This is a genomic window from Corynebacterium sp., assembly GCF_043426755.1.
Lineage (GTDB): Bacteria > Actinomycetota > Actinomycetes > Mycobacteriales > Mycobacteriaceae > Corynebacterium.
In genome coordinates this window covers 13,724-37,776 of record NZ_JBHWRP010000002.1, presented here as the reverse complement: position 1 = coordinate 37,776, position 24,053 = coordinate 13,724, and the positions used below count along the sequence as shown (strand labels likewise).

The following is a 24,053-nucleotide window of genomic DNA, read 5'->3' as shown; positions in this document are numbered from 1 at the left end:
GGGCTCTCGCAGGCACGCATCGACGCCGCCGCAGACGGTGATGGCTACGTGCTGCCCATTGAATTGCCGACGACACAATCGGCACAGTCGCAGCTGGAATCGTCGGAAAGCAGGCACAAACTTTTCGACGCCTCACGCAAGCGCGGCCAAGACTCTAACCGGGAGATCGTGCTGGAATCGGTGCGGCTGCGCCAGGAACGCGCGCAGCTGCTGGGCTATGACACGCACGCCGACTATGTCATCGCCGAAGAAACCGCAGGCAACGCCCAGGCAGCGCGCGACCTGATCGCCGACCTCGCGCCCGCTGCCGCCGCCAACGCCGAAGCAGAACGCAAACTGGCGGGCGAATTCTCCGGCGATGAAGTAGACGGTGCGGACTGGCCCTACTGGCAAGCACGCCGCGCCGAGGAAGAGCTCAACCTCGACGAATCCGAGCTGCGCAAGTACTTCCCGTTGGACCAGGTGCTGCGCGATGGCGTCTTCTATGTGGCGCAGAAAATGTATGGGGTGGTCGTCGATAAGCGTGATGACCTGCGCGCCTACCGCGAGGATGTGGGCGTGTGGGAGGTCCGCGAGGAATCCGGCGAGGGCCTTGGCCTGCTGCTGACGGACTACGGCGCGCGCGAGTCCAAGCGCGGCGGAGCGTGGATGAGCTCCTTTGTGGACCAATCGCACCTGGCCGGCACGAAGCCCGTGGTGGTCAACGTGATGAGTGTCGCGGACCCGCTGCTTTCGATCGACGAAGTGACCACCGTTTTCCACGAATTCGGCCACGCGCTGCACGGGCTGCTGTCCGATGTGCGTTACCCCAGCATGTCCGGCACGAACGTCCCGCGCGACTGGGTGGAATTCCCCAGCCAGATCAACGAAAACTACGCTTTCGCCCCGGAGATCGTGCGCAACTACGCCCGCCACGTGGACACCGGTGAGGTCCTGCCCGACGCGATGTTGGACGCCGTGATCGCTTCGCGCAAGTTCGGCCAGGGCTTCGCGACCGCCGAGTACCTCGCCGCCGCCGCGATCGACCTGGCGTGGCATTCGCTTGCCGACGAGATCCCCGCCGACACCGATATCGCCGCATTCGAGGAGGAGGCTCTGGCTGCTGCGGGGCTGGACGTGGAGGGACTGGAACCGCGCTACCGCTCCACCTGGTTCAACCACATCTTCGCAGGCGGCTACTCGGCGGGCTACTACTCCTACCTGTGGGCCGAGGCTTTGGATGCGGACGGCTACGAACTGGTCGCCGAGCGCGGCATCAATCGGGAGACCGGCCAACTCTTCCGCGACACCATCCTCTCGCGGGGCGCGGCCAGCGATTATGCTGAGGCCTATGAGGCGTTCCGGGGCCGTGCGAAGGACGTGCGGCCGCTGCTGGTGCGCCGCGGGCTTGAAGGTGTAGAGGTCTAGCAGGAGGCGCAGATGGACCAACTGGTCTTAGGGCTGACCCAGGCCAGCCTCTGGGTGCAGGTGCCCGTGCTCTTACTGGTGCTCATTCCGCTGGCGGTGCTGGGCGCGATTGTGCTGACCCGCGCAGTGGATTGGGTGAGCTGGGCGGGCCACCTGTTAGTCAGTAAACGCAAGAAGGATTAAGGTAAGCAACTATGGCCAACCCAGAAAAACTGCGTGAGCAGGATAAAAAGCTGCCCAAAGCCCGGCGGAAGTACCCACAGTCGCGCGTGACGCAGGCACTGTGGCTACTGCTGGCGCTCGTTGTGATCGCCGGGCTGATCGGGCTGCTTTAACGGCGCTAGCGGAGCTAGTGGCGCTTGGAGGCTTCCGCCACACGCTGGAAGAGCTCCAAGTCCTCGAGGTCTTCGAGCAGCACGGCCTCGCCCTTGCCGTCGGTGAGTGGCACGCACCAGTTCTGGTACTGCTCACGGTTGGTACCCGGCTGGTTCTGGATCCGGAGATCGCCCACCATGTCCACCAGGTTGGTGCAGGTCAGCGCAGAAGGCGTGCCGGCAATAAACTTATTCAGGCCCACCAGCAGGTCCGGCACCGCGCCACGATCGTCACGCGGGCGCTCAGAGAACTCCACTTTTTCCAGCTCGGTGCCGTCAAACACGCCGGTCTCCCGGGCAACGTCGAGCACCTTGCCTTGCCATTCGACATCCTCAGCGTCGACTTCCTCCACCGGCACGTCGAGCAGGTCCAGCTCATCGCGCAGCTCATTGTGTGCGCCGGCCAAGTACCCGGCGGTCGGCGGCAGGTCATGGGTGCCCACGCTCGACAGCGCAAGCTGGCGGTACTCATGCTGGCGACGCGGCCCTTCCACAGTGGGGGAACCCTCAAACCACAGCACGGAAGTGCCCATCACGCCACGGTCGGTCAACACGTCCTGCACCCACGGCTCGAAGGTGCCTAGGTCTTCGCCAACGACGACGGCCCCCGCACGCTCAGCCTCCAGTGCCAGAACGCCCAGCATGGCCTCATGGTCATAGTTCATGTACGTGCCGGTGGCAGGGGACTCCATGCGCGGCATCCAAAACAGGCGGAACAGCCCCAAGATGTGGTCCACGCGGATCCCACCGGAGTTACGCAGCACCGTGGCCAGTAGGTTTCTCCACGGGGTGTAGCCCGCTTCGGCCAGGCGCACTGGGTTCCATGGCGGCTGCGACCAGTCCTGGCCGCGCTGGTTGTAGTTGTCTGGTGGAGCACCCACCGAAGCATCGGGGACCAGCACCTTGGCCAGGTTGTGGGCATCCGCACCGCCGGGGTGCACGCCCACGGCAAGGTCGGTCATGATTCCGATCTTCATGCCAGCATCCAGGGCGCGCTGCTGTGCGGCCGCCAGTTGCTCATCGGCGATGAATTGCAGCCACATATAAAAGCGCTGCACCTGGGCGACGTCCTCGTCGTTAAGCGCGTAACGATGTCCCTCGTCCTGCTTCAACTCGCGGCGGGCGCACCACTCGGCGAAATCCGCTAAGCCCTGGCCCTGCTCCTCGATGAACGCCTCGAACTGGGCCAGGCGCGGCTTAGGGAACTCTGTAAAGAAAGCTTCGCGCAGGGCGGCTAGCTTCGCCTCATAGATCGGGTTGCGCTCGATGAAGTCCGCGGAGCGGTTGCCGGTACGCAGCTCGTCGGCAAGTACCGTGACCTGCTCGGTGACGTCGGCGTCCACGCCTGCGAACTCCGGCACATCCTCGATACGGATGTAGATCGGGTTGACGTAGCGGCGCGTTGTCGGCAAGTAAGGCGAATCCTCCACCGGCGGGAAAGGCTCCGCGGCGTGCACCGGGTTGATCAGCAAAAAGTCTGCTCCGCGCTTGGCCAAGATCTCCGCCAGGTAGCCCAGGTCCGCGAAGTCGCCCATCCCCCAGGACTGCTCCGAGCGCACGGAGTACAGCTGCGCCATCACCCCGTTCACGGGCTTATCGACGAAACGGTCAGTCGTCGACAAGCGATCTGGCGTAATCACCAGCGTGGTCTCATGGTGCGCGTCACCGGACTCCAAGTGCAGCTTGTGCCACCCCTGCGGCAGGTCGCCCGGGATGTGGAAGGTGGCCTCGCCCCAGGTCACGCCGTCAACCTCGACCGGCTGGGACCAGTTTTCATCCTGGTAGGCCTCGCGCTGGGAGCCGTCTTCCAGCTCGATCCACACGTGGGCCGGGGCACCGTGGTGGACGTGGATATTGAACTGCTTTTCTACGCCTTCGACGCTGACCACGCTGAGCGGCAGCGCTCTCGATGCTTCACGCAGGCGGTGGCGTTCCAGCGCGTCGTTGAGCTCCTCGTCGGTTGGGTCGTCGGACAGCGATACGCCGATCGCGCGCAGCAACTTCACTAGAGTGTGCGCAGGTGGTGTCACCTGGTTGCCGTCGGAGCCCGTGTAGCTCGTCGACAAGCCGTAGGTGCTGGCTAGGGAATTTAGCAGGTCAACATTAATCACACGCACCATCTTGCCAAAGATTGTCTTCGTATGTGGGGTTGAACCGTTGAACATTTGTGGGGCGCGTTTCGTCGCGAATCACTCGGTCTCAGCAACTACGCTAGGGGGCTATAAGAGAATCGCTGTGACAAAGAAAGTAGGCGGACAGCATGACATCCTCCGGTGAGATTTACGCAACCGAAGCCTCGTTTACGCTCGCGGAATCAGACAACTGCCTGTCCGCGATGGTGGGCCTGGCCCGTTCTAACCCGCATTTGATCCTGTTCACGCGCCCGCGCAACTATGACTGGGTCAACGTCACTGCCGGCGAGTTCCTCACCGAGGTCATTGAGACGGCCAAGGGCTTAATCGCGTTGGGTGTGGAGGCAGGCGACCGCGTGGCGATGCTATCGACCACCCGCTACGAGTGGCAGCTGATGGACTTCGCGATCTGGGCCGCCGGCGCCGCCAGCGTACCGATCTACCCTTCATCCTCCGACACCCAGATCCAGTGGATCATCGAGGACTCCGGTGCCGTGCTCGCCGTGACCGAGTCGCGCGACCACACGGACTCGCTGGCCAACGTTTTGCTTAACGACGATGGGGTCGCACCTTTGACGGATTCTCCGACCAAGCTGCGCCGCGTCCTCGAATTCAACTCCGCTGCGGTGGACATGCTGAAGTTTGAGGGCCGCAACGTGGAAGATGCCGTTGTGGAGGAGCGCATGGCCGGTATCACGCATGAGTCCCTGGCCTCCTTGGTGTACACCTCCGGCACCACCGGCCGGCCGAAGGGCTGCTACCTGACGCACAAGAATTGGATCCACCAGATCCGCGCGCTGCTGACGCACCCGATCGGCGAGATTGCCCACCCTGGCACCCGCGTGGTCACCTACCTGCCGCTGGCGCACGTGTTGGCGCGCGCGGTGGCCCTGGCCCTGGTGATTGGCGGGGCCACCCAGTCCCACTGGTCCGACACCTCCACCTTGACGATGGAGCTGCAGCGTTCCCGCCCGCACGTGGTGCTGGGCGTGCCGCGCGTGTTCGAGAAGGTGCGTAACGCGGCCTACAACAAGGCAGTTGACGGCGGCCCGATCAAGGGCGGCATCTTCCGCGCCGCGGAGGCCACCGCCATCGAGTACTCCCGCGCGTTGGATACCGACGAAGGCCCCTCGCGCGCCCTGGAGCTGCGCCGCAAGGTGGCCGACAAGCTGGTCTACTCCAAGATCAAGGACGCGCTCGGCGGCCAGGTGGATTTCTGCATCACCGGCGGCTCCGCGATGAGCCCCGAGCTGGGCCACTTCTTCCGCGGCATGGGTGTGCCTGCCTACGAGGGCTACGGGCTCACGGAGACCACCGCCGCGGCCGCCGTGAACTTTGGTAAAGAGACCAAGATTGGCTCCGTCGGCAAGCCCCTGGCTGGTTACGCCGCGCGCATCAGCGAGGACGGCGAAGTGATGATCAAGGGTGACGGCGTGTTTGAGGGCTACTACAACAACCCGGAGGCCACGGAGAAGGACCTGGTTGACGGCTGGTTTAATACCGGCGACTTGGGTGAGATCGACGAGAACGGCTTCATCACGATCACGGGCCGGAAGAAGGACCTAATCGTCACCGCTGGCGGCAAGAATATTTCCCCGCAGCCGATGGAGGAGATTCTGCGCCAGGATCCGCTGATTTCTCAGGCCCTCGTCGTTGGCGACGGCAAGCCTTACGTGGGCGTGCTGGTCACGCTGGACCCGGACGAGCTGGCGCGTTGGAAGGCCACCCACAACATCCCTGAAAACCGCGAACTGAAGGATTTCGTCTCCGACCCGGCCCTGCGCGCCGAGGTCCAGGACGCAGTGAACATGGCCAACGCGACTGTCAGCCACGCTGAGCAGATCAAGAAGTTCTGGATTCTCGACCGCGACCTGTCGGAGGAAGAAAACGAACTCACCCCAACGCTGAAGGTGAAGCGCAACGTGGTCTTCCAGCGCTTTGCCGACGACATCGAGAATCTGTACGCCCGCTAGGAATTCACTTCGGCGCGCCTGCCATGCGGGCGTGCTGAAGTGGCCTAAAGTCTCATTGCGTAAGTCAAACTCTCAACCTTTACTTGAATGCCTTGAAGGGGGTCTCCACGGTGCAGAAAATCGCTGCTCAATTGCGTCACCGCGAACTGACCCAGGAGATCTATAACATCGGCGACGAGGTTGCCGAATACATTGAGCATTTGGCTGAGGCGATCGCCGATTATGACCCGGAGCTGATCACGGACTGCCTCGCAGAGTTTGACGAAATTATCGACGATGCCCGCGCCGACTCCCGCCGCATTGTCGGCGAGCTGGTGGGCCTGCGCCAGGCACTGACCTCGGGCGTGCGCGCAGGCGTGCTGTCCGCTTCGGCCTCCGACGATGAGAAGATCCCCGAGCCGGAGCGCCTCGATGCCCCCGGCCTGGAGGAACTCTTTCCCATCCGTGCAGCGCTCTTGCGTGTCGACGATATCCACGCCGCCTTGGAGGCCCGCACTGAGCTTGTGGTCCAGCATCTCGGCGAGGTCGTCGATTATGTGCTGGAGCAGACTGAGATGGTGGCGTGCGAACTCGGCGTGGTCTCCCTGCCGCACCTGTTTGCGCGTGTCGACGACACCGTGGTTCTTACCGTGACCGGCTGGCTGGAGACGGTCGCCTCCGATCACCCGGCCTTCACGCGCACCATGCGGGGTTCGAACCCACCGGCGTTCTTGGAGGAACGCGCCCGCATTGACGCGATCGTCGCGAAGGTGGCTGCGAAGCGTTCGCTGCGCGGGGCCTAGGTAGGCGCAGTCTCACCTACACTGTGGGCATGTCTTTTGGTGTCTATATCCACGTGCCCTTCTGTGCGACCCGCTGCGGATACTGCGATTTCAATACCTATACCCCCAGTGAAACGGCCAGCAGCTACGCCCAGTACTTGGGCGCACTGGAAAAAGAACTCGAACTAGCCGCGGCGCACCTAGCCGAGAAAGACACCGCGCAAGCGGCCCAAACGGTCTTTATCGGCGGGGGCACCCCGTCGCTGCTGGGCCACGAGGGCTTGGGGCGCGTTCTCACCGCGATCCGCAACACGATCGGCCTGGCCGCAGACGCTGAGGTGACCACGGAGTCCAACCCGGAAAGCACGGACCCGGAGTATTTTGTGGGGCTGCGCGAGGCGGGGTTCACGCGGGTGAGCTTGGGCATGCAATCGGCAAGTACGCCGATCCTCAAGGTGCTGGACCGCACCCACACCCCCGGCCGGGCGGTGGCGGCCGCCCAGGAAGCGCAGCGCGCCGGCTTCGAACACGTCAACCTGGACATGATCTACGGCACGCCCACCGAGACCGAGGACGACGTGAAGCTGACCCTGGAGCACATCCTGCGCGCGGGCGTGGACCATGTCAGCGCCTATAGCCTCATCGTCGAGGATGGCACCGCGATGGCCCGCAAGGTCCGCCGCGGCGAACTGCCCGCCCCCAGCGAGGACACGTTCGCCGATCGCTACGAGCTGATCGCCCACACCCTGGAAGACCACGGCTTCGATTGGTACGAGGTGTCCAACTGGGCCAAACCGCGCGGGGAGTGCCAGCACAACCTGATCTATTGGCGCGGCGGCCGCTGGTGGGGCGCCGGCCCCGGCGCACACAGCTACATCGGCGACCAGCGCTTTTATAACGTCAAGCGCCCGGAGCGTTACGCGCAGGAGCTTAACGACGATCAACTGCCCATCCAGGATTCTGAAACCATTACGGCGGATGAGCACCATATGGAGCAGATCATGCTGGGGCTGCGGTTGAAGGAGGGCATCCCTACCGAGTGGGTGGGGGAGGCAGCCATGCCGGTGGTGAAGCAGCATGAAGAGGCGGGCCGGTTGATCGTCGATAAGCGGATCCGTGTGACGCAGACGGGCCGGCTGTTGGCGGACGGAATTGTGACTGACATCCTGGCGGCGGAGTAATGTAGTGTTAGCAGTCAGTAAAGGAGAGTGCTAACTTATGGCGAGTGCGACGGAACGGCGCAGGCAAGCGGTGCTGCGAGCCATCGTGGCCGACTACATCGCGCTGCAAGAACCCGTCGGGTCAAAAGCGCTGGTGGACCGGCATGATTTGCAAGTCTCCAGTGCGACGATCCGCAATGATATGGCAGCCTTGGAAGAACAGGGCCTGATCCAACAACAACACGCCAGCTCCGGGCGCCTGCCCACCGAAAAAGGGTACCGGGCGTTCGTCGATACGCTGCACGAGGTCAAGCCGCTGAGTGCCGCGGAAAAGCGCGCGATCGTGGACTTCATTGAACGCGGCGTGGACTTAGAAGATGTGCTGCGACGCTCCGTGCGTTTGCTGGCGCAGATCACTCGGCAGGCCGCGGTGGTGCAGCTACCCACGCTTAACGTGTCGCGGGTGAAGCACTGCGAAGTCGTCGCCCTGACACCGCGGCGCCTCCTGCTGGTGCTGATCACCGACGCCGGGCGCGTGGACCAGCGCAACGTGGAACTCTCGCGCGATATCGACGACGCCGCCGTGTTCGCGCTGCGCGACATGCTCAACCAGGCACTCGAGGGCAAAACGCTTGCCGACGCCTCCGCAAGCCTTGCGGAGCTGGCCCTGGCGGCGCCGCCGGAGATCGTGGACCACGTGATGCGGGCGGCCACCGTATTGATCGACACGCTCGTCGAAAAGCCAAGCGACAGGCTGATCATTGCCGGGGCCGCGAACCTGACGCACATGCCGCGCGGCCTCCACGAGGTGATCGACGCGCTGGAAGAACAAGTGGTGGTGCTGAAACTGCTGGCCAACGTGCCGGACCTCGGCGGGGTACAGGTGCGCATCGGGCGCGAAAACGCCGAGGAAGGGCTGCGTGACACCTCAGTGATCACCGCCGGATACGGCACCGATGGGGAAACTTTGGGCGGACTGGGGGTCCTCGGTCCAACCCATATGGACTATCCCGGTACGATTCAAAAGGTTGCAGCCGTTGCGCGCTATATTTCCAGCGTGCTGGATGGCGAATAGGAAAGGACGAAACTTACTGTGGCTCGTGATTACTACGGGATCCTTGGGGTGGACAAGAACGCCTCAGACGCGGAGATCAAAAAGGCGTACCGCAAACTGGCGCGCAAGTATCACCCGGACGTGAATGACACCCCGGAGGCGGAAGAGCAGTTCCGCGAAATCTCGATCGCTCAGGAAGTGCTGCTGGATCCGCAGAAGCGCCGCATCGTCGACATGGGCGGAGACCCCATGGAGCAGGCCCAGGGCGCGCCGGGAGGTGGTGGCTTCGGCGGCGGTGGTTTTGGCGATATCTTCGAAGCCTTCTTCGGCGGCGGAGCTGGCGGCCAGCGCGGTCCGCGTTCGCGCGTGCAGCCAGGCAACGACGCGCTGCTACGCACGAGCATCACCCTGGAAGAAGCGTTCAAGGGTGTGAAGAAGGAAGTCACCGTGGACACCGCGGTGGTCTGCGACCGATGCACCGGCTCCGGGTCTGAATCCAAGTCCAAGCCCGTCACGTGTGACAATTGCCAGGGCTCCGGCAGCGTGCAGGAAGTGCAGCGCTCCTTCCTGGGCAACGTCATGACGACGATGGACTGCCCCAAGTGTGAGGGCTTCGGCGAGATCATCCCCGACCCGTGCACCAAGTGCAGCGGCCAGGGGCGTGTGCGTGAACGCCGCGACCTCCGCGTCAACATCCCGGCGGGCATCGCCGACGGCATGCGCATCCGCATGGCGGACCAGGGCGAAGTCGGCCACGGCGGCGGCCCGGCCGGTGACCTGTACGTGGAGATCACCACCCAGCGCCACCCCGTGTTCATCCGCGAGGGCGACAACCTGCACATGAACATGCGCGTGCCCATGTTGGATGCAGCGCTGGGCACCACGGTGCGCTCCACCGACTTGGCGGGAGAGGACTTCGAGATCACCGTCGATGCCGGCACCCAGCCAGGCGAACAGATCCTGCTGGAAGGCGAGGGCATGCCCCGCCTGCGCTCCGAAGGCCGCGGCAACCTGGTGGCGCACGTGCAGGTGACTATCCCTACCGACCTGGATGACAAGGGTCGCGAAGCCCTCGAGGACCTGCGCCGCCGCCGCGATGGCGACTACTCCGTCGTCGAGACCGAGGACGAAGACTCCGGCTTCTTCTCCCGCCTCCGCGATAGGTTCAAGCGCTAAATGTCCCTGCCCTACTTCATCACCGGCGCCCCGGAGTCCGGCCAGCTCGCCGGCCCGGAAGGCAAACATGCTGTCACGGTCAAGCGCATCGCCCCAGGCGAGCAAATCATGCTGACCGACGGTAACGGTGCCTGGGCGCGCGTGGAGGTCACCGCCACCACGGGCAAGGACATGCTCACCGGAACAGTGCTAGAGCAGGGTATCGACGAGCCACCCACCCCACGGGTCACCGTTGTGCAGGCCATCCCCAAATCCGAACGGGCCGAGCTGGCCGTCGACCTTGCCACCCAGGCCGGCGCCGATGCTATCATCCCGTGGATCTCGCACCGCACCATCGCCCGCTGGCAGGGCGCGAAAGTGGCCAAGAACGTGGAGAAGTGGCAGAACACCGCCCGCGAAGCAGCCAAGCAGTCCCGCAGGACCTTCATTCCGCAGGTGTCTTCGCCCTTGACGACGAACCAATTGCGCGAGGCGATCGTCGATAAGCGGGCGTATGTCCTGCATGAAGACGCAACTCAGTCGATCCGCGACGTGGAGCTTTCCGACGATGTCGTGCTGATCGTCGGGCCCGAAGGCGGAATCGGCGAGGAAGAACTGGAACTGCTGGGGGCCACGTCGGTGCGGCTGGGGCCGGAGGTGCTGCGCACGGCCACCGCGGCGGCGCTGGGTCTGGCGGCCATCGGGGTGCTCAGCGGGCGCTGGGCGTGACGCAGGTAGGATCGGGCACATGCCTCAAACTCAGGTGATTTCCCACTCGGTCGAGCTCGATTCGGCGTACGCGCACGCCGTCTACGGCACGAACGACGACAACCTGCGCGTGCTTAACAACCAGTTGGGCATCGACCTTTTCGCGCGTGGCTCCACCGTGCAGCTGCGGGGGCCGGCGCACCTGGTGGCGCGCGGGATACGTGTGCTGGAGGAGCTGGAATCCATGGCGCGGCGCGGGGTGGTCATTTCCCCCGACGCGGTGGCGCAGGCAGTGGATATCACGGTGTCGGAGGATCCCGAATCGGCTGCTGATATTTTGGGCTCGGAGATCGTCGCGCGCCGCGGTAAGGTGATCCGGCCGAAAACCGCAGGCCAGAAGCAGTACGTGGACGCGATTGATGAAAATACGATCGTGTTCGGCATCGGGCCGGCCGGCTCCGGTAAGACATACCTGGCCGTGGCCAAGGCGGTCCAGGCGCTGCAGGCCAAGCAGGTCAAGCGGATCATTCTGACGCGCCCGGCCGTGGAGGCAGGGGAGAAGCTGGGCTTTCTGCCCGGCACGCTGAACGACAAGATCGACCCCTACCTGCGGCCGCTGTATGACGCGCTGCGCGACATGCTAGACCCCGAGATGATCCCGAAGCTGATGGAAGCCGGCATCATCGAGGTCGCCCCCTTGGCGTATATGCGCGGGCGCACGCTGAACGACGCCTTCGTGATCCTCGACGAAGCCCAAAACACCACGCCGGCGCAGATGAAGATGTTCCTGACACGCCTGGGCTTCGGGGCGAAAATGGTGGTCACTGGCGATATTTCCCAGGTAGACCTGCCGCGCGGCCAGATCTCCGGCCTGCGTTTGGTGCGCAAGATTCTGCGCGATGTCGACGATATCTACTTCGCTGAGCTCAGCGCTAGCGACGTGGTGCGCCACGCGTTGGTGGGCCGCATCGTCAACGCCTACGAGAGGTGGGACGCAGCCGCCGCGAAGACCCAGGAATCGAAGGAAAAGGAAGAACAATGAGCATTGAGGTCCTCAACGAATCAGGCTATGCCGGCGTCAACGAAGAAATGCTAATCGACGTCTGCTCCTTCGCCCTGTCCGCCATGGATGTCCACCCCGACACCGAAGCCACCATCACTCTGGTGGACTCCGACACCATGGCCGACCTGCACCAGCGCTGGATGGATCTACCCGGCCCCACCGACGTGATGAGCTTCCCCATGGACGAACTCACCCCCGGCGGCGGCCGCCCCGACGCCTCCCCGCTCGGCGCCGCGATGCTGGGCGACATCATCCTGTGCCCCGAGTACGACGACAAGCAGGCCCAAGCCGCCGGCCACCCGCTCGGCCACGAACTGGCTCTGCTGACCGTGCACGGCACCCTCCACCTGCTGGGCTACGATCACCAGACGCCTGACGACGAGCGCGAGATGTTCGCCCTCCAGAACGAGATCCTGGCGGACTGGTATGACTCCTTGCAGTCCCGCGGGGTGGAGTACCAGCCCAAGCCCACAGGGAAGCACGCTTTCCCCTCTGCAGCGGACCGTCAAGAGCTGGATCGGCTCGTCGAAAAGCGCGGTGAAAACTAGTGGAGGTGTGGATCACCTACGGCATCGTCTCCCTAGTGGCGATGCTGCTGTCCGGAATGGTCGGCACCGTGGAATCCGCCGTGAGCTCGATCTCGCGGGCACGCGTGGAAAATATGGTGAAAGACGATGTCAACGGGGCCGCCGGGCTGATGCGCGTGCTCAACCGGCGCGCCGATCACATCAACCTGCTGGTGATGATCAAAGTCCTCCTGGACACCACCGCCGCGGTCTTCGCCGCAATGGCAGCGATGGACATCATCGAATCCGACGCGTGGGCCATCATCGGCGCGATCGCGGCCGTCTCCATCCTCACCTTCGGCATTGTCGGTGTCTTCTCCCGCACGGTGGGCAAGCGCAACCCGTACTCGGTGTCGCTGGGGTCCGCGCGCGTGCTTTCGCTGATCAACAAGGTGCTCGGCCCGCTGTCGAAGCTTCTGATCTGGCTGGGCAACCTGGTCAGCCCCGGCCAGGGTTTCCGCGACGGCCCCTACGCCTCCGAGGTGGAGCTGCGCGAGATGGTCGACATCGCCCAGGAGCACGGCATCGTCGAGGTGACCGAGCACCGCATGATCCAGAATATCTTTGACCTTGCCTCCACCTACGCGAAAAACGTGATGGTGCCGCGGCCGGAGATGATCTGGCTGGAGGCGGAGAAAAACGCTGGCCAGGCCACGAACCTGATGATCCGTTCCGGACACTCCCGTGTGCCGATCATCGGCGAGAACGTCGACGATATCGTCGGCGTGGCCTACCTGAAGGACATCGTCGCCGAGACCTACCACCGCACCGACGGCGGCCGCGGGGTCGCTGTGGGCGATGTGGTCCGCGACGCCAAGTTCGTCCCCGAATCCAAACCTTTGGACGAACTTTTGCATGAGATGCAGCGCGACAACATGCACATCGCCATGCTTGTCGACGAATACGGCGGCATCGCGGGCCTGGTGACCATGGAGGACATTCTCGAAGAAATTGTTGGTGAGATCACCGACGAATATGACGAGGGGGAGGTGGCTCCCATCGAGTCTGTTGGCGAGCGCCAGTTCCGCGCCGTCTCACGGTTGTCCCTGGATGACCTGAAGGATCACCTCAAGGAAGAGTTGGACTTCGAGATTGACCTGGATGAGGAGATCCGCGACTCCGTCGACACCGTCGCCGGTTTGATCTCTTATGGTCTAGGGCGTGTTCCGCTGCCGGGCTCCCACGTGGAGTTCGACGGCGTGCGCTTCACCGCGGAGGGCGGCCGCGATCGTCGTGGGCGCATGAAGGTGCGCAGCGTGCTGATCGACGTGCCCGAGCGCTCCGCGGACTTGGATGTAGAGGGGGGCGACACCATCTGACCGCATCAGGTGTCGCCCCCAGCTCCTTTTGGTGGTCGCTTGACCGATCCGCGACCACAGTACAGTTTACTGAAATTGTCTATTCCTATGGCAGGATTAGCAAAAAATATTAATTGGGGGTGAAGTTGGCCATCGCCACCCCCGGGGAGCACACTATTAGTCATGAAAAACATTTTGTCGATCCAGTCCGCCGTCGCCTACGGGCACGTGGGCAACTCTGCCGCCGTTTTCCCGCTGCAACGCATGGGGCACGAAGTGTGGCCGGTCTACACGGTCAACTACTCCAACCACACCGGCTATGGCCAGTGGGGCGGGCCGATGATCCCGGCGTCGGATGTTGCTGAGGTGATCCGTGGTGTGGGGGAGCGCGGCGTGTTCGGCGAGATCGACGCGGTGCTTTCCGGCTACCAGGGCGGCGATGACATCGCAGAGGTGATCATCGACGCCGTCGCCCAGATCAAAGAAGCCAACCCGAACGCGGTCTACGCCTGCGATCCCGTGATGGGTAACGCGAAGTCCGGCTGCCACGTCTCCGACAATATCCCGCCGCTGCTGCGTGACAAGGTGGTGCCGGTGGCGGACATCATCACCCCGAACCAGTTTGAGCTGGGCTACCTCACCGGCAAGGAAGCCCACGATTTGGACTCCACCCTGGACGCCGTCGAGGCCGCCCGCGCGATGGGCCCGCAGACCGTGCTGGTCACCTCTGTTGTGCGCCCCGACCGCACGGAGGGCACCATCGAGATGCTGGTCGTGGATGAGAAGGGCAAGTGGATCGTCGAAACGCCTTACCTGCCGTTCAAGCGCAACGGCTCCGGTGATGTGACCGCGGCCCTGTTCACCGGCCACTACATCGAGTCCGGCGACGCAGCCGATGCCCTAGCGAAGACCGCATCGAGCGTGTTCGACCTGCTGGAGCTGACCTATCAGAAGGATTCGCGCGAGCTGCTGCTGATCGAAGCCCAGGACACCTACGCGCAGCCGCGCAAGCAGTTTGAAGTCATTGCCCTCTAACGGCGGTCGATGAATCTTGCCGAAACGCCCCTTTTCGGGCCTGTTTGAGAAGATCCATCGACCGCACCCAAGACCTGTGATGGCGCGCGTTAAAGCTACACTTGGTCACCATGGATATGTTCACGGATACGCCTGAGGGTTTTAAGTCCGGTTTTGTGAGTTTCGTCGGCCGCCCGAACACGGGTAAGTCAACGCTGACCAACGCGCTCGTCGGCGAGAAGATCGCGATCACCGCCGACCAGCCAGAGACCACCCGCCGGCCGATCCGCGGCATCGTGAACAGGGACGACGCGCAAATTGTGCTCGTCGATACGCCAGGCCTGCACCGCCCGCGCACGCTGCTGGGCGAGCGCCTCAACGAGGTTGTGCAGGACACGTACGCGGATGTGGACCTGATCTGCCTGACCATTCCTGCCGACGAGAAGATCGGCCCGGGCGACCGCTGGATCGTGGAGAATGTGCAGAAAATCGCGCCGAAGACCCCCATCATCGGCGTGGTGACCAAGCTGGACAAGGCCGGCAAGGACCAGGTGGGGGCGCAGCTGCTGGAACTGCACAAATTACTCACCGAGGCAACAGCCGCCGAAAACATTGACGTGGTGCCGGTCTCCGCGACAACGGAAACGCAGCTGGACGTGCTGCTCGACGTGATCACCAGCCACCTGCCCGAAGGCCCGCGCTTCTACCCCACGGACCACGTCACCGACGAGGACACGGAGGCGCGCATCTCGGAGCTGATCCGCGAGGCCGCGCTTTCTGGCCTGCGCGATGAGCTGCCGCACTCGGTGGCGGTGGAGATCGACGAGGTGCTTCCCGACGAAGACAACCCCGAGAAGCTGGTCATTCACGCCGTCTTGTACCTGGAGCGCCCGGGCCAGAAACGCATCATCGAGGGCAAGGACGGGCGCCGGTTCCGCGGGCTGGTGCAGCGTGCGCGCAAGCAGATCATGCAGCTGCTGGACCGCAACGTGCATCTTGACCTGCGTATTAAGATCTTGAAGAACTGGCAGTCGGACCCGAAGAGTTTGGGGAGGTTGGGTTTTTAGATGGCGTCGAGGGAGTCGTACCGCGATCGCGCCGTTGTTGTGCGCACGTATGACTTCGCCGAGGCAGACCGCATCATCGTCCTGCTCACCCGCCACCACGGCCTGGTGCGCGGGGTGGCGAAGGGGGTGCGGCGCGCGAAGTCCCGCTTCGGGTCGCGTTTGCAGACTTTCGTTGACATCGACGTGCAGTTATACCCGGGCAGGAACTTATCGACGATCACTGGTGCCGACACCGTGGCCTACTACGGGTCCGGCATCATCGACGATTTCGACAAGTACGCCGCCGGTTGCGCCATCCTCGAATCCGCAGAGAAGCTGGCCTATGAGGGCCACGAGGACCCTTTTCTTTTCGACGAAGTAACCACTAGCTTCGCCGAACTCCAACAAGCACAGCACCCCAGTTTGGTCGTCGATAAGTTCATCCTGCGCGCCACAGAGAACGCCGGTTGGGGCCTGAGCCTCTTTGACTGCGCGAACTGCCAGAAGCCGGGCCCACACCGCGTCTTCCACGCTGGGATCGGCGGGGCGGTGTGCAACAACTGCCGGCCGCAGGGCTCCGCGGAGATCGACCCGGAGGCGCTGCATGTGATGTGGCTGCTGCAACACGGGCACGTGGAGGCGGCGCTGCAATCGTCGACAAGCGACATCGCGGCCCAAGTGCACCGGCTAACCAGCGTGCACCTGCAGTGGCATGCGGAGCAGGGTGTGAAGTCGTTGAAAATCATGGAGCAGGCTTAGACTGTGGGGGTGACTGTTACACCTCCACCTGATATTCCGGCAGAGTTCATCCCTAAGCACATCGCGCTGGTGATGGACGGTAACGGCCGTTGGGCCCAGAACCGCGGCATGGCGCGCACCGAAGGCCACAAGCGTGGCGAGGCCGTGCTGATGGACTGCGTCGACGCGTGCCTCGCGCTCGGCGACGTGAAGTGGCTATCCGCCTACGCGTTTTCCACGGAGAACTGGCGCCGCACGGCCGATGAAGTGCGCTTCCTCATGGGCTTTTCCCGCGATGTGCTGCGCCGCCAGCGCGACATCCTGCACGAAAAGAACGTCCGCATCGTGTGGGCGGGCCGCCGCCCCCGCTTGTGGCGCAGCGTGATCCGCGAGCTTGAGGCCGCCGAGGAACTCACGAAAAACAACACCGCGATGACGCTAGCTATGTGTGTCAATTACGGCGGGAGGGCCGAGCTTGTCGACGCCGCGCGCATGCTTGTCGACGAAGCCCGCGCCGGGAATCTGCGCAAGGAGCAGATCACCGAGGACACGTTTAGCAACTTCCTGTACCGCCCCGACATGCCCGATGTGGACCTGTTCCTGCGGCCTTCGGGCGAGCAGCGCACCTCTAACTTTTTGCTGTGGCAGTCGGCGTACGCGGAAATGGTGTACCAGGACAAACTCTTTCCCGATTTCACTCCGCAGGATATGTACGACGCGGTGCTGGAGTATGCGCGCCGTGATCGCCGTTTCGGTGGTGTGAAGTGACCGAGCCGACGAAGGCCCAGATCAAGCGCTGGCGCCGCTACCTAGCGAACGAACGCGCTGAGGCCGCCGTGTACCGCGAGCTAGCGCACAAGCGGGAGGGGGAGGAGCGCGAGATTCTGCTGCGCGTGGCCGATGCTGAATCTCGCCACGAACAGTACTGGCGCGACAAGCTGGGCGACTATGTGGGGATGCCGCAGCAGCCCGATCTATCCACCCGGTTCATGGCATTTCTGGCGCGCAACTTCGGGTCGGTGTTTGCGTTGGCGCTGATGCAGTCGGCGGAGCAGCGTTCCCCGTATCTGGACGATGTGGATGCCTCCGACCAGATCGCCGCCGATGAGGCCATGCACGCCGAGGTGGTGCGCGCCCTGGCACAGAAGGGGCGCGAGCGCATGAGTGGCAATTTCCGCGCCGCCGTGTTCGGGGCCAACGACGGGTTGGTGAGCAACGTCGCCCTGGTGATCGGCGTGATGGGCTCTGGTGTGTCCTCGAACTTCATCCTGCTCACGGGCATTTCAGGACTGCTGGCGGGCGCGCTGTCGATGGCGGCGGGCGAGTATGTTTCGGTGAAATCACAAAACGAGCTGCTGGAGGCCTCCACTCCGGACCCCACCGCCCGCGAGATGCTGCCCAGCTTGGATGTGAAGGAGAACGAACTGGCCCTGGTGTACCGGGCGCGCGGTTACTCGCCTGAAGAGGCTGAGCAGCGCGCCGCGGATCACTACGTCGCGGCCGTGCAGGGCACTCAGTTTGAGGCTTTCGACGATGACTCCCAGCATGGGGCCGGCAGTGCGTGGACGGCCGCTGCGTCCTCTTTCGTGTTCTTCAGTGTCGGCGCGTTTGTCCCCCTCATTCCGTTCATCTTTGGGGCTTCGCCGACGGTGGGCGCGGTGGTCGCTCTGGTGTTGGTGTCGCTGGCCCTGCTGTTTACCGGTGGCGTGACTGGTGTGCTCTCCGGCAAGCCGCCACTATCGCGGGCGATCCGCCAGCTGCTCATCGGGCTGGTTGCCGCAGCGGTGACGTACGTGCTTGGCGTGGTGTTTGGCGCGGTGCTGACTTAGGCGCGCTTCTGGCACTGTGGGCAGGTGCCGAAGATTTCGGCGTCGTGGCCCGTCAGCGTGTACCCGTGGGCGGCGGCTGTGTCTTTGGCCCACTGCTCCACGGGGCCGCCTTCGATTTCGACGGTAGAGCCGCACTCGCCGCAGACTAGGTGATGGTGGTGGTCGTCGGTAAGGCAGTGGCGGTAAAGGGTTTCGCCGCTGGCCATGTGTAGTACGTCCACGGCGTCGATGTCGGCTAAGGACTGCAGCGTGCGGTACACGGTGGTCAGGCCCACTTTTTCCTTGCGGTCTTCGAGCTCGCGGTGAATGGCCTTGGCTGATGCGAAACGGTCAATCTCGCGGAGGCAATTCACCACGGCGGTGCGCTGCCGGGTATTGCGCGCACCCAGCTTTGGGACATTGTTACGAGTCGACATGAATCTCCTTGAAGTGCCGAGGCAGGATCTTGGTGTTACCTAATCCTTCGCCACTTTACCAGGAGTGGACCGGTTTTTACCGGGTTATTTCTTTGGTGACGGGGTTTGGGGGATCAGGCCCGGGTCCTGGTCCGGCAAAGTATCCTTCGGTACGCCAACGATAGCGGCAGCGCCCGTGGCAGTCCCAGCGTCCGCGTTTCTGTTTTTCGCTTCACGACGAGCAGCCAGTTCGTCGTTCTGCTGGGCCATCTTGCCTACTTGTTCTGCGTCCCAGATCAGGTCGATTGTCTCAGGCACACTGAGGCTGTAGACGACTTCTCGGCCTGCCCTGGTCGACTGCACCAAACCGGCCTTCTTCAGCACGCGCAGGTGCTGGCTGATCAGCGGCTGGGATTTCGACAGGGTGGACACGAGTTCATGGACCACGTGGTCGCGCTTGTGCAGGAGGAGGAGAATGTCAACACGCAAGGGTGAATCGAGCGCGCTGATGACTTTGCTGGCGTACTCAGTATCACCCATTGCGACTGGCATTTCCTTGCCCATCGTCGGCTCCCTTCTTGGAGTGCTGCCTCCCGGGCGTTGAGTGTGGGAGGCAGCACCGCGGTCCTGCTACCCAGCTTAAGAACAAATGAGGAGAAATCAATGCGCTAACCGAAGGGGTATCCTCGGGCTGCTGGGCGCTTCAAAACGCTTGAGATATATATTCTTTGGTTCCCATAATAAACAACCGTCCAAAATTGTGTTACAACGGGTAGCTTTTCGCCGTTTTTCGTCGATAAGCGAAGCGAGAATCGGGGGGAGCGCTGAAGCGGGAAACCGGCCACGCTAGACTAGGGAAAAGCTTTAATCCCCCTACCAGAGGAGAACCATTTTCCATGGCTGCGTCCGTAATTGATACCGTCGTTAACCTTGCAAAGCGTCGCGGGTTGGTCTATCCCGCCGGTGAAATTTACGGCGGTACACGCTCCGCGTGGGACTACGGTCCGCTCGGCGTTGAGCTGAAGGAAAACATCAAGCGCCAGTGGTGGCGCCACATGGTGCAGTCGCGCGCGGACGTGGTGGGTGTGGACACCTCCATTATTCTGCCGCGCCAGGTGTGGGAAACCTCCGGTCACGTTGAGGTGTTCACCGACCCGCTGGTGGAGTCCCTGCACACCAACAAGCGCTACCGCGCCGACCACCTGCTGGAGGCCTACGAGGAGAAGCACGGCCACCCACCAGCCAACGGCCTGGCGGACATCAACGATCCGGAGACTGGGCAGCCAGGCAACTGGACCGAGCCGCGCGAATTCTCCGGTCTGATGAAGACCTTCCTGGGGCCGGTGAACGACGAAGAGGGCCTGCACTACATGCGTCCAGAGACCGCGCAGGGCATCTTCGTCAACTTCAAGAATGTGATGACCTCGGCGCGCCTGAAGCCGCCGTTCGGCATTGCGAACATCGGTAAGTCCTTCCGCAACGAAATCACCCCCGGTAACTTCATCTTCCGCACCCGCGAGTTCGAGCAGATGGAGATGGAATTCTTCGTCAAGCCTGGTACGGATGAGGAATGGCACCAGTACTGGATCGACGACCGCCACCAGTGGTATATCGACCTGGGCATCCGCGAGGAGAACCTGCGCCTCTACGAGCACCCGGAGGAGAAGCTTTCGCACTACTCCAAGCGCACCGTTGACATTGAGTACGCCTACAACTTCGCCGGTTCAAAGTGGGGCGAGCTTGAGGGCATCGCCAACCGTACCGACTATGACCTGCGCGTCCACTCCGAGGGCAGCGGCGAGGACCTGAGCTACTACGAGCAGGAGACTGAGGAGCGGTGGATCCCGTACACCATCGAGCCTGCCGCAGGTCTGGGTCGCGCGCTCATGGCCTTCCTCATCGACGCATACCACGAGGATGAGGCGCCGAACGCGAAGGGCGGCGTCGATAAGCGCGTCGTGCTGAAGCTGGATCGTCGCCTGTCGCCGGTGAAAGTTGCGGTGCTGCCGCTATCGAAGAAGCCGGAGCTGTCCGAGCCTGCTGCGAAGCTGGCGGACAAGCTGCGCGGGTTCTGGAACGTGGACTTCGACACCTCCGGCGCGATCGGTCGTCGTTACCGCCGCCAGGATGAGATCGGCACCCCGTTCTGCGTGACCTATGACTTTGACACGCTTGACGACGAGGCCGTGACCGTCCGCGAGCGCGACACCATGGAGCAGGAACGCGTCAAAATCGCCGACCTGGAAGAGTACCTGGCCCAGCGACTGGCGGGCTGCTAATGCACTGGGTTTCCTGGGATCGCACCGACCGTGACAATCCGAAGCTGCTGGCCGAGGCCGGGCCGGAAGTGCTGGCCGAGTTCGGTCCAGATTCGGCGCTTGTCGACGGCGTGCGCTGGGACCTCGCCGCGACACCGGTGAGCGGTGCGGTGGCGCGTGTCGACGGCAAAGAGCTGGTCAAGTCCGGGCCGTGGAAAGGGGAGCGCGAAGTACCCCTCATGGTTGACGGTCGCCAGTACGTGTTAGTCAACGAGGATTCCGCTGATTGGATCATCGACAACGCAGCAGGGGAGAAGGTCGCCCAGTTCTCTGGCCGCAACCACGGTGTGCGCGTGGCGAATCTGGAGTTCGAAGGGGAGACGGACCTGCCGCTGGTCGATATTGTGGCCCTGGCTTGGGTCTCCCGCCTCGCGCTGGAGAACAAAACCATGGGCAGCTCCAAGGCCCTGATCGCCACCCTGGTCCTGCTGACCATCGTGGCGGTGCTGGTGTTCATTTTCTAGAGGAGTAAGCGGTGGACGCAGCGGACAAGGCCGGCATCTTCACCGGCGGCGGCGAAGGCACCTGGGTGTGGCGCGGCAACGAACTGCTTGACTCCAACTCGGTGCACATCGCCCACGTCCGCTCCGACGTGCTGATCATGGGCCGCAAGCGCCTCCTCATCGAGTCCACCCCCGGCCCGCGCCACTTCACCGTCCGGGCCACCGCCGACGACGGCACCCTCTACACCATCACCCAGCAAAGTTTTACCGTTTCGCAGCTGGCTGCGCGTTGCGACGACCGCCCCTACTCCCTGAACCGCGTGAACTGGTGGAGCAAGGAACGCGAGATCCTCAACGCCTCCGGCCACGTCGCCGCCCGCGTAAAACCCCTGATCTCCGGGAAGGTCGAGGTGGTCGACGGCCCCGCTATCGACGAGGTCCCCACCCTGGACCTGGTGTTCCTCACCTGGGGGCTAGTGTTGGTGGACTCCCCGGTGCGCCGCACCCTGATTTAGGAGGACCCGCCTAGAAGGACCCGCCGAAGCCGCCGCCGCGGCCTCCGCCGCCTCCACCACCGAAGCCTCCGCCCCCGCCGCCGAAGCCGCCTCCGCCGAAGCCACCGCCACGGCCGCCGGAGAGCATCGAACCAATGATGATGCCCTGGGCCACGTCACCAAAGGTGGAAGCGGCCTGGCGCTGGCGGTGCTGGTTGATGTTGTTCTTTGCAGCGTTGGCGGCGCGGCGCGCGGTCTCGGTGGCCTGCCGCGCCAAGTCAACAGCTTGGCGGGTGTTGGAGATCCGTAGGTTCAAGGCCTGGGCGTGTTCCCGCTGGGCCTGAGCCAGCAGGGTGCGGGCTTCCGATCCGATGATACGGCCGTAGGAGCCGATCAGGTCTTGGGCACCTTGAATCTGGGCGGCGGCAACGTTGATCTGCTGGTCAAAAATGCCCAGCAGGCGCTGCTGGTCCTGGGCCACACCTTTGGCTTCGGCGATGACTTCGTCGAGTTCGGCGTCAATGTGGGTTAGGTCGGTATAGGCGCGCAGGGGATCGGCAGACGCTGCGGAGCGCGCCGTCGCCAACGCCTCGGTGGCGCGGTCCCGCACAACACGCAGGCGGTCCACATCGATGCGGGCACCGGTGGAGGTCGCCGCCTCCAACTGTGAGGTCTCCTCAATTTCGGCGGCCACTTCGTCGATAAGCGCCGGCAAATTCGCCTGCGCGGTCTGGATATTCACCTCGGCGTGCTCGATCGCAGCCAACATGTTGTCGGCCACTTCGATGGAGTGCTCAGCGGTACGGATCACGTCGATCAGCGCGCCCTGCTCGCCGGCCGGGCGTGATTCGAGTTCGCGGGCGCGGTCAAGGTTCTGCTCGGCCTCATCGAGGGAGGCGGAAGCAAGCTCGACGTTGTCGGCGATGGAATCCAGCATGTCGTCGGAGTATTTGGATTGCAGCTGCGCCAGCGTCGCGCGGGCTGGTTCGATGCGGGCGCGCAGATCAACGGTGCGCTGGGTGATCTGGTCGATCGTCTCGGGAGCGGTGATCAGCAGGTTGCGCATCTTGGAGAATTCGCCGGACTGCTTCTCCAGCTCCTGGTCGGCCTGGCCGGCGGAGGAGATGATGTCGACGAGCATCGCGCGCTTTTCCGGCTCGGTCTCCGGGATGGAATCATTCAGGCGGCGCTGCGTTTCAAAGGCGCGCTGCATCTCTGAATTGGCACGGTTCATCGCCGCGGTAAACGGGCGCACGCGCTCGGCACCGAATTCAGCGTTGGCTACCTTGAGCTCTTCCTGGCCTAACCGGATAGACTCGTCGACGCTGACCAAAGTGTCGTTCGCCAGCTGCTCCAGGGTGGCAATCGGCAGCTGCGCCAGGCGACGCGTATCGGAGGGGTCGATCGCGCGGGAATCCTCCAGCATCGCCTCGGACTCCTTCTTGTTCTTGCGCCGCGAGTACGCCCAGATCCCGCCACCCGCGGCCACGGCAGCCCCGCCGCCGGCCAGCAGCCACGCCGCATTGTCATCAGAGCCGCCGCCCGACGATACCGCGTTGATAGCAGCCAGCGGAGCGCCCGCGAAATCATCGTTGACCAGCGCTTGGTATAGCGCCTCATTCATGGCGGTGCGTTCGGAATCGCTCCACTGCCCACCGGCCCACAGGCCGTATTGCCGGGCGTTCGGCGCGATCGCAATCACCGCAGTGTTGCCGCCACCGTTGGCAGCCACCGCTTGCTCCGCCCACGTCGTAGGGTCCTGCCCACCAAAATCTTCGAGGTACACCACGAAAACGTCGCGCTGCTCCTGCGTCTGCAGATCACGAATCGCGGTCTCAAGCTCGTTGGCCTCCGTCGCGTCGAGGATGCCCACCATGTCCGTCACCTTGGACGTCAGTTGCGGGCCCTGCGCCTGCACGCTTATCGACGAGGCCCGTGCCGGACCACTCGCAGCGCCATCGGCCAGCGCAAAAGCGGTCGGCGTGGCGGCAAGTGCGATGGCTCCGCCAAGCAGTGGGGCCGCCAACAGTGTGAGATAATTTCGCGCGATCATGGCAACAAGGTTACCGACTGCCCGCTGTGTCCGCCTAGATCACCAGGAATTCCCAGCTAAGCTGGGGTTTGT

Annotated in this window: 24 protein-coding genes; 20 read left to right on the top strand and 4 right to left on the bottom strand. The window is 63.5% G+C overall.

The genetic code is table 11. From position 1 onward, the window contains the following. The 3 genes from ACHFGA_RS00400 to ACHFGA_RS00390 form a co-directional block, all read left to right on the top strand. Positions 1-1,407 (top strand): M3 family metallopeptidase (locus ACHFGA_RS00400; protein WP_394280507.1); only part of this gene is annotated, 1,407 nt, incomplete at its 5' end. Between the two features lie 12 nt (positions 1,408-1,419). Then, positions 1,420-1,590 (top strand): hypothetical protein, encoded by a 171-nt coding sequence (locus ACHFGA_RS00395; RefSeq protein WP_394280506.1) that lies wholly within the window; start codon positions 1,420-1,422, stop codon positions 1,588-1,590. Between the two features lie 11 nt (positions 1,591-1,601). Continuing rightward, a complete protein-coding gene (locus tag ACHFGA_RS00390) occupies positions 1,602-1,742 on the top strand; it encodes a hypothetical protein (protein WP_018580755.1) in 141 nt (46 codons plus the stop codon). 14 nt (positions 1,743-1,756) lie between these two features. Here ACHFGA_RS00390 and malQ read toward each other — a convergent pair whose 3' ends face one another. Continuing rightward, the gene (gene malQ, locus ACHFGA_RS00385; RefSeq protein WP_394280505.1) at positions 1,757-3,901 is read right to left on the bottom strand and encodes a 4-alpha-glucanotransferase; all 2,145 of its coding nucleotides are present in this window, start codon (positions 3,899-3,901) and stop codon (positions 1,757-1,759) included. Between the two features lie 140 nt (positions 3,902-4,041). Between malQ and ACHFGA_RS00380 the strand changes: the two genes are divergently transcribed. The 14 genes from ACHFGA_RS00380 to ACHFGA_RS00315 all read left to right on the top strand — a co-directional run bounded on the left by ACHFGA_RS00380 (position 4,042) and on the right by ACHFGA_RS00315 (position 18,278). Then, positions 4,042-5,886, top strand: coding sequence for an AMP-dependent synthetase/ligase (locus tag ACHFGA_RS00380; protein ID WP_394280504.1), 1,845 nt, complete (start codon positions 4,042-4,044; stop codon positions 5,884-5,886). Between the two features lie 110 nt (positions 5,887-5,996). After that, positions 5,997-6,668, top strand: coding sequence for a hypothetical protein (locus ACHFGA_RS00375; RefSeq protein WP_394280503.1), 672 nt, complete (start codon positions 5,997-5,999; stop codon positions 6,666-6,668). A 29-nt stretch (positions 6,669-6,697) separates the two neighbouring features. Further along, positions 6,698-7,828, top strand: a complete 1,131-nt coding sequence (gene hemW / locus ACHFGA_RS00370) for a radical SAM family heme chaperone HemW (protein WP_394280502.1) — start codon at positions 6,698-6,700, stop codon at positions 7,826-7,828. 37 nt (positions 7,829-7,865) lie between these two features. Beyond that, positions 7,866-8,882, top strand: coding sequence for a heat-inducible transcriptional repressor HrcA (gene hrcA / locus ACHFGA_RS00365; RefSeq protein WP_394280501.1), 1,017 nt, complete (start codon positions 7,866-7,868; stop codon positions 8,880-8,882). A gap of 18 nt (positions 8,883-8,900) precedes the next feature. After that, on the top strand, positions 8,901-10,037 hold the full coding sequence (gene dnaJ / locus ACHFGA_RS00360) for a molecular chaperone DnaJ (protein WP_394280500.1): 1,137 nt from the start codon (positions 8,901-8,903) through the stop codon (positions 10,035-10,037). After that, positions 10,038-10,745, top strand: coding sequence for a 16S rRNA (uracil(1498)-N(3))-methyltransferase (locus ACHFGA_RS00355; RefSeq protein ID WP_394280499.1), 708 nt, complete (start codon positions 10,038-10,040; stop codon positions 10,743-10,745). It abuts the gene before it with no gap. A gap of 19 nt (positions 10,746-10,764) precedes the next feature. Next, positions 10,765-11,766 carry a PhoH family protein gene (locus tag ACHFGA_RS00350; RefSeq protein WP_394280498.1) on the top strand — a complete coding sequence of 334 codons (1,002 nt, stop codon included), beginning with the start codon at positions 10,765-10,767 and terminating at the stop codon, positions 11,764-11,766. After that, entirely contained in the window at positions 11,763-12,335 is a 573-nt protein-coding gene (gene ybeY / locus ACHFGA_RS00345) for an rRNA maturation RNase YbeY (RefSeq protein ID WP_394280497.1), read from the top strand. Before ACHFGA_RS00350 ends, ybeY begins: the two co-directional genes overlap by 4 nt. Beyond that, positions 12,335-13,672 (top strand): hemolysin family protein, encoded by a 1,338-nt coding sequence (locus ACHFGA_RS00340; RefSeq protein WP_394280496.1) that lies wholly within the window; start codon positions 12,335-12,337, stop codon positions 13,670-13,672. Before ybeY ends, ACHFGA_RS00340 begins: the two co-directional genes overlap by 1 nt. A 162-nt stretch (positions 13,673-13,834) precedes the next feature. Next, positions 13,835-14,686, top strand: coding sequence for a pyridoxal kinase PdxY (pdxY, locus tag ACHFGA_RS00335; protein WP_394280495.1), 852 nt, complete (start codon positions 13,835-13,837; stop codon positions 14,684-14,686). A 110-nt stretch (positions 14,687-14,796) separates the two neighbouring features. Then, on the top strand, positions 14,797-15,732 hold the full coding sequence (era, locus tag ACHFGA_RS00330; protein WP_394280494.1) for a GTPase Era: 936 nt from the start codon (positions 14,797-14,799) through the stop codon (positions 15,730-15,732). Further along, positions 15,733-16,470 (top strand): DNA repair protein RecO, encoded by a 738-nt coding sequence (gene recO / locus ACHFGA_RS00325; protein WP_394280493.1) that lies wholly within the window; start codon positions 15,733-15,735, stop codon positions 16,468-16,470. Between the two features lie 9 nt (positions 16,471-16,479). Further along, on the top strand, positions 16,480-17,217 hold the full coding sequence (locus ACHFGA_RS00320; RefSeq protein WP_394280492.1) for an isoprenyl transferase: 738 nt from the start codon (positions 16,480-16,482) through the stop codon (positions 17,215-17,217). Beyond that, positions 17,214-18,278, top strand: a complete 1,065-nt coding sequence (locus ACHFGA_RS00315) for a VIT1/CCC1 transporter family protein (protein WP_394280491.1) — start codon at positions 17,214-17,216, stop codon at positions 18,276-18,278. The genes ACHFGA_RS00320 and ACHFGA_RS00315 overlap by 4 nt, the downstream gene beginning before the upstream one ends. Here ACHFGA_RS00315 and ACHFGA_RS00310 read toward each other — a convergent pair. Together ACHFGA_RS00310 and ACHFGA_RS00305 are read right to left on the bottom strand one after the other, a co-directional pair. Then, the gene (locus ACHFGA_RS00310; protein WP_394280490.1) at positions 18,275-18,694 is read right to left on the bottom strand and encodes a Fur family transcriptional regulator; all 420 of its coding nucleotides are present in this window, start codon (positions 18,692-18,694) and stop codon (positions 18,275-18,277) included. The genes ACHFGA_RS00315 and ACHFGA_RS00310 overlap by 4 nt on opposite strands. An 84-nt stretch (positions 18,695-18,778) precedes the next feature. Beyond that, the gene (locus ACHFGA_RS00305; RefSeq protein WP_394280489.1) at positions 18,779-19,213 is read right to left on the bottom strand and encodes an ArsR/SmtB family transcription factor; all 435 of its coding nucleotides are present in this window, start codon (positions 19,211-19,213) and stop codon (positions 18,779-18,781) included. A 356-nt stretch (positions 19,214-19,569) separates the two neighbouring features. Between ACHFGA_RS00305 and ACHFGA_RS00300 the strand changes: the two genes are divergently transcribed. The 3 genes from ACHFGA_RS00300 to ACHFGA_RS00290 are packed head-to-tail and all read left to right on the top strand — an operon-like array spanning position 19,570 to position 21,949. Then, a complete protein-coding gene (locus tag ACHFGA_RS00300) occupies positions 19,570-20,952 on the top strand; it encodes a glycine--tRNA ligase (protein ID WP_394280488.1) in 1,383 nt (460 codons plus the stop codon). Beyond that, positions 20,952-21,455 carry a hypothetical protein gene (locus ACHFGA_RS00295; protein ID WP_394280487.1) on the top strand — a complete coding sequence of 168 codons (504 nt, stop codon included), beginning with the start codon at positions 20,952-20,954 and terminating at the stop codon, positions 21,453-21,455. Before ACHFGA_RS00300 ends, ACHFGA_RS00295 begins: the two co-directional genes overlap by 1 nt. Before the next feature lie 11 nt (positions 21,456-21,466). Further along, positions 21,467-21,949 (top strand): hypothetical protein, encoded by a 483-nt coding sequence (locus ACHFGA_RS00290; RefSeq protein WP_394280486.1) that lies wholly within the window; start codon positions 21,467-21,469, stop codon positions 21,947-21,949. Between the two features lie 10 nt (positions 21,950-21,959). On the opposite strand, the gene ACHFGA_RS00285 is transcribed toward ACHFGA_RS00290, so the two are convergent. Further along, on the bottom strand, positions 21,960-23,981 hold the full coding sequence (locus tag ACHFGA_RS00285) for a TPM domain-containing protein (RefSeq protein ID WP_394280485.1): 2,022 nt from the start codon (positions 23,979-23,981) through the stop codon (positions 21,960-21,962). Between the last annotated feature and the right edge of the window lie 72 nt (positions 23,982-24,053).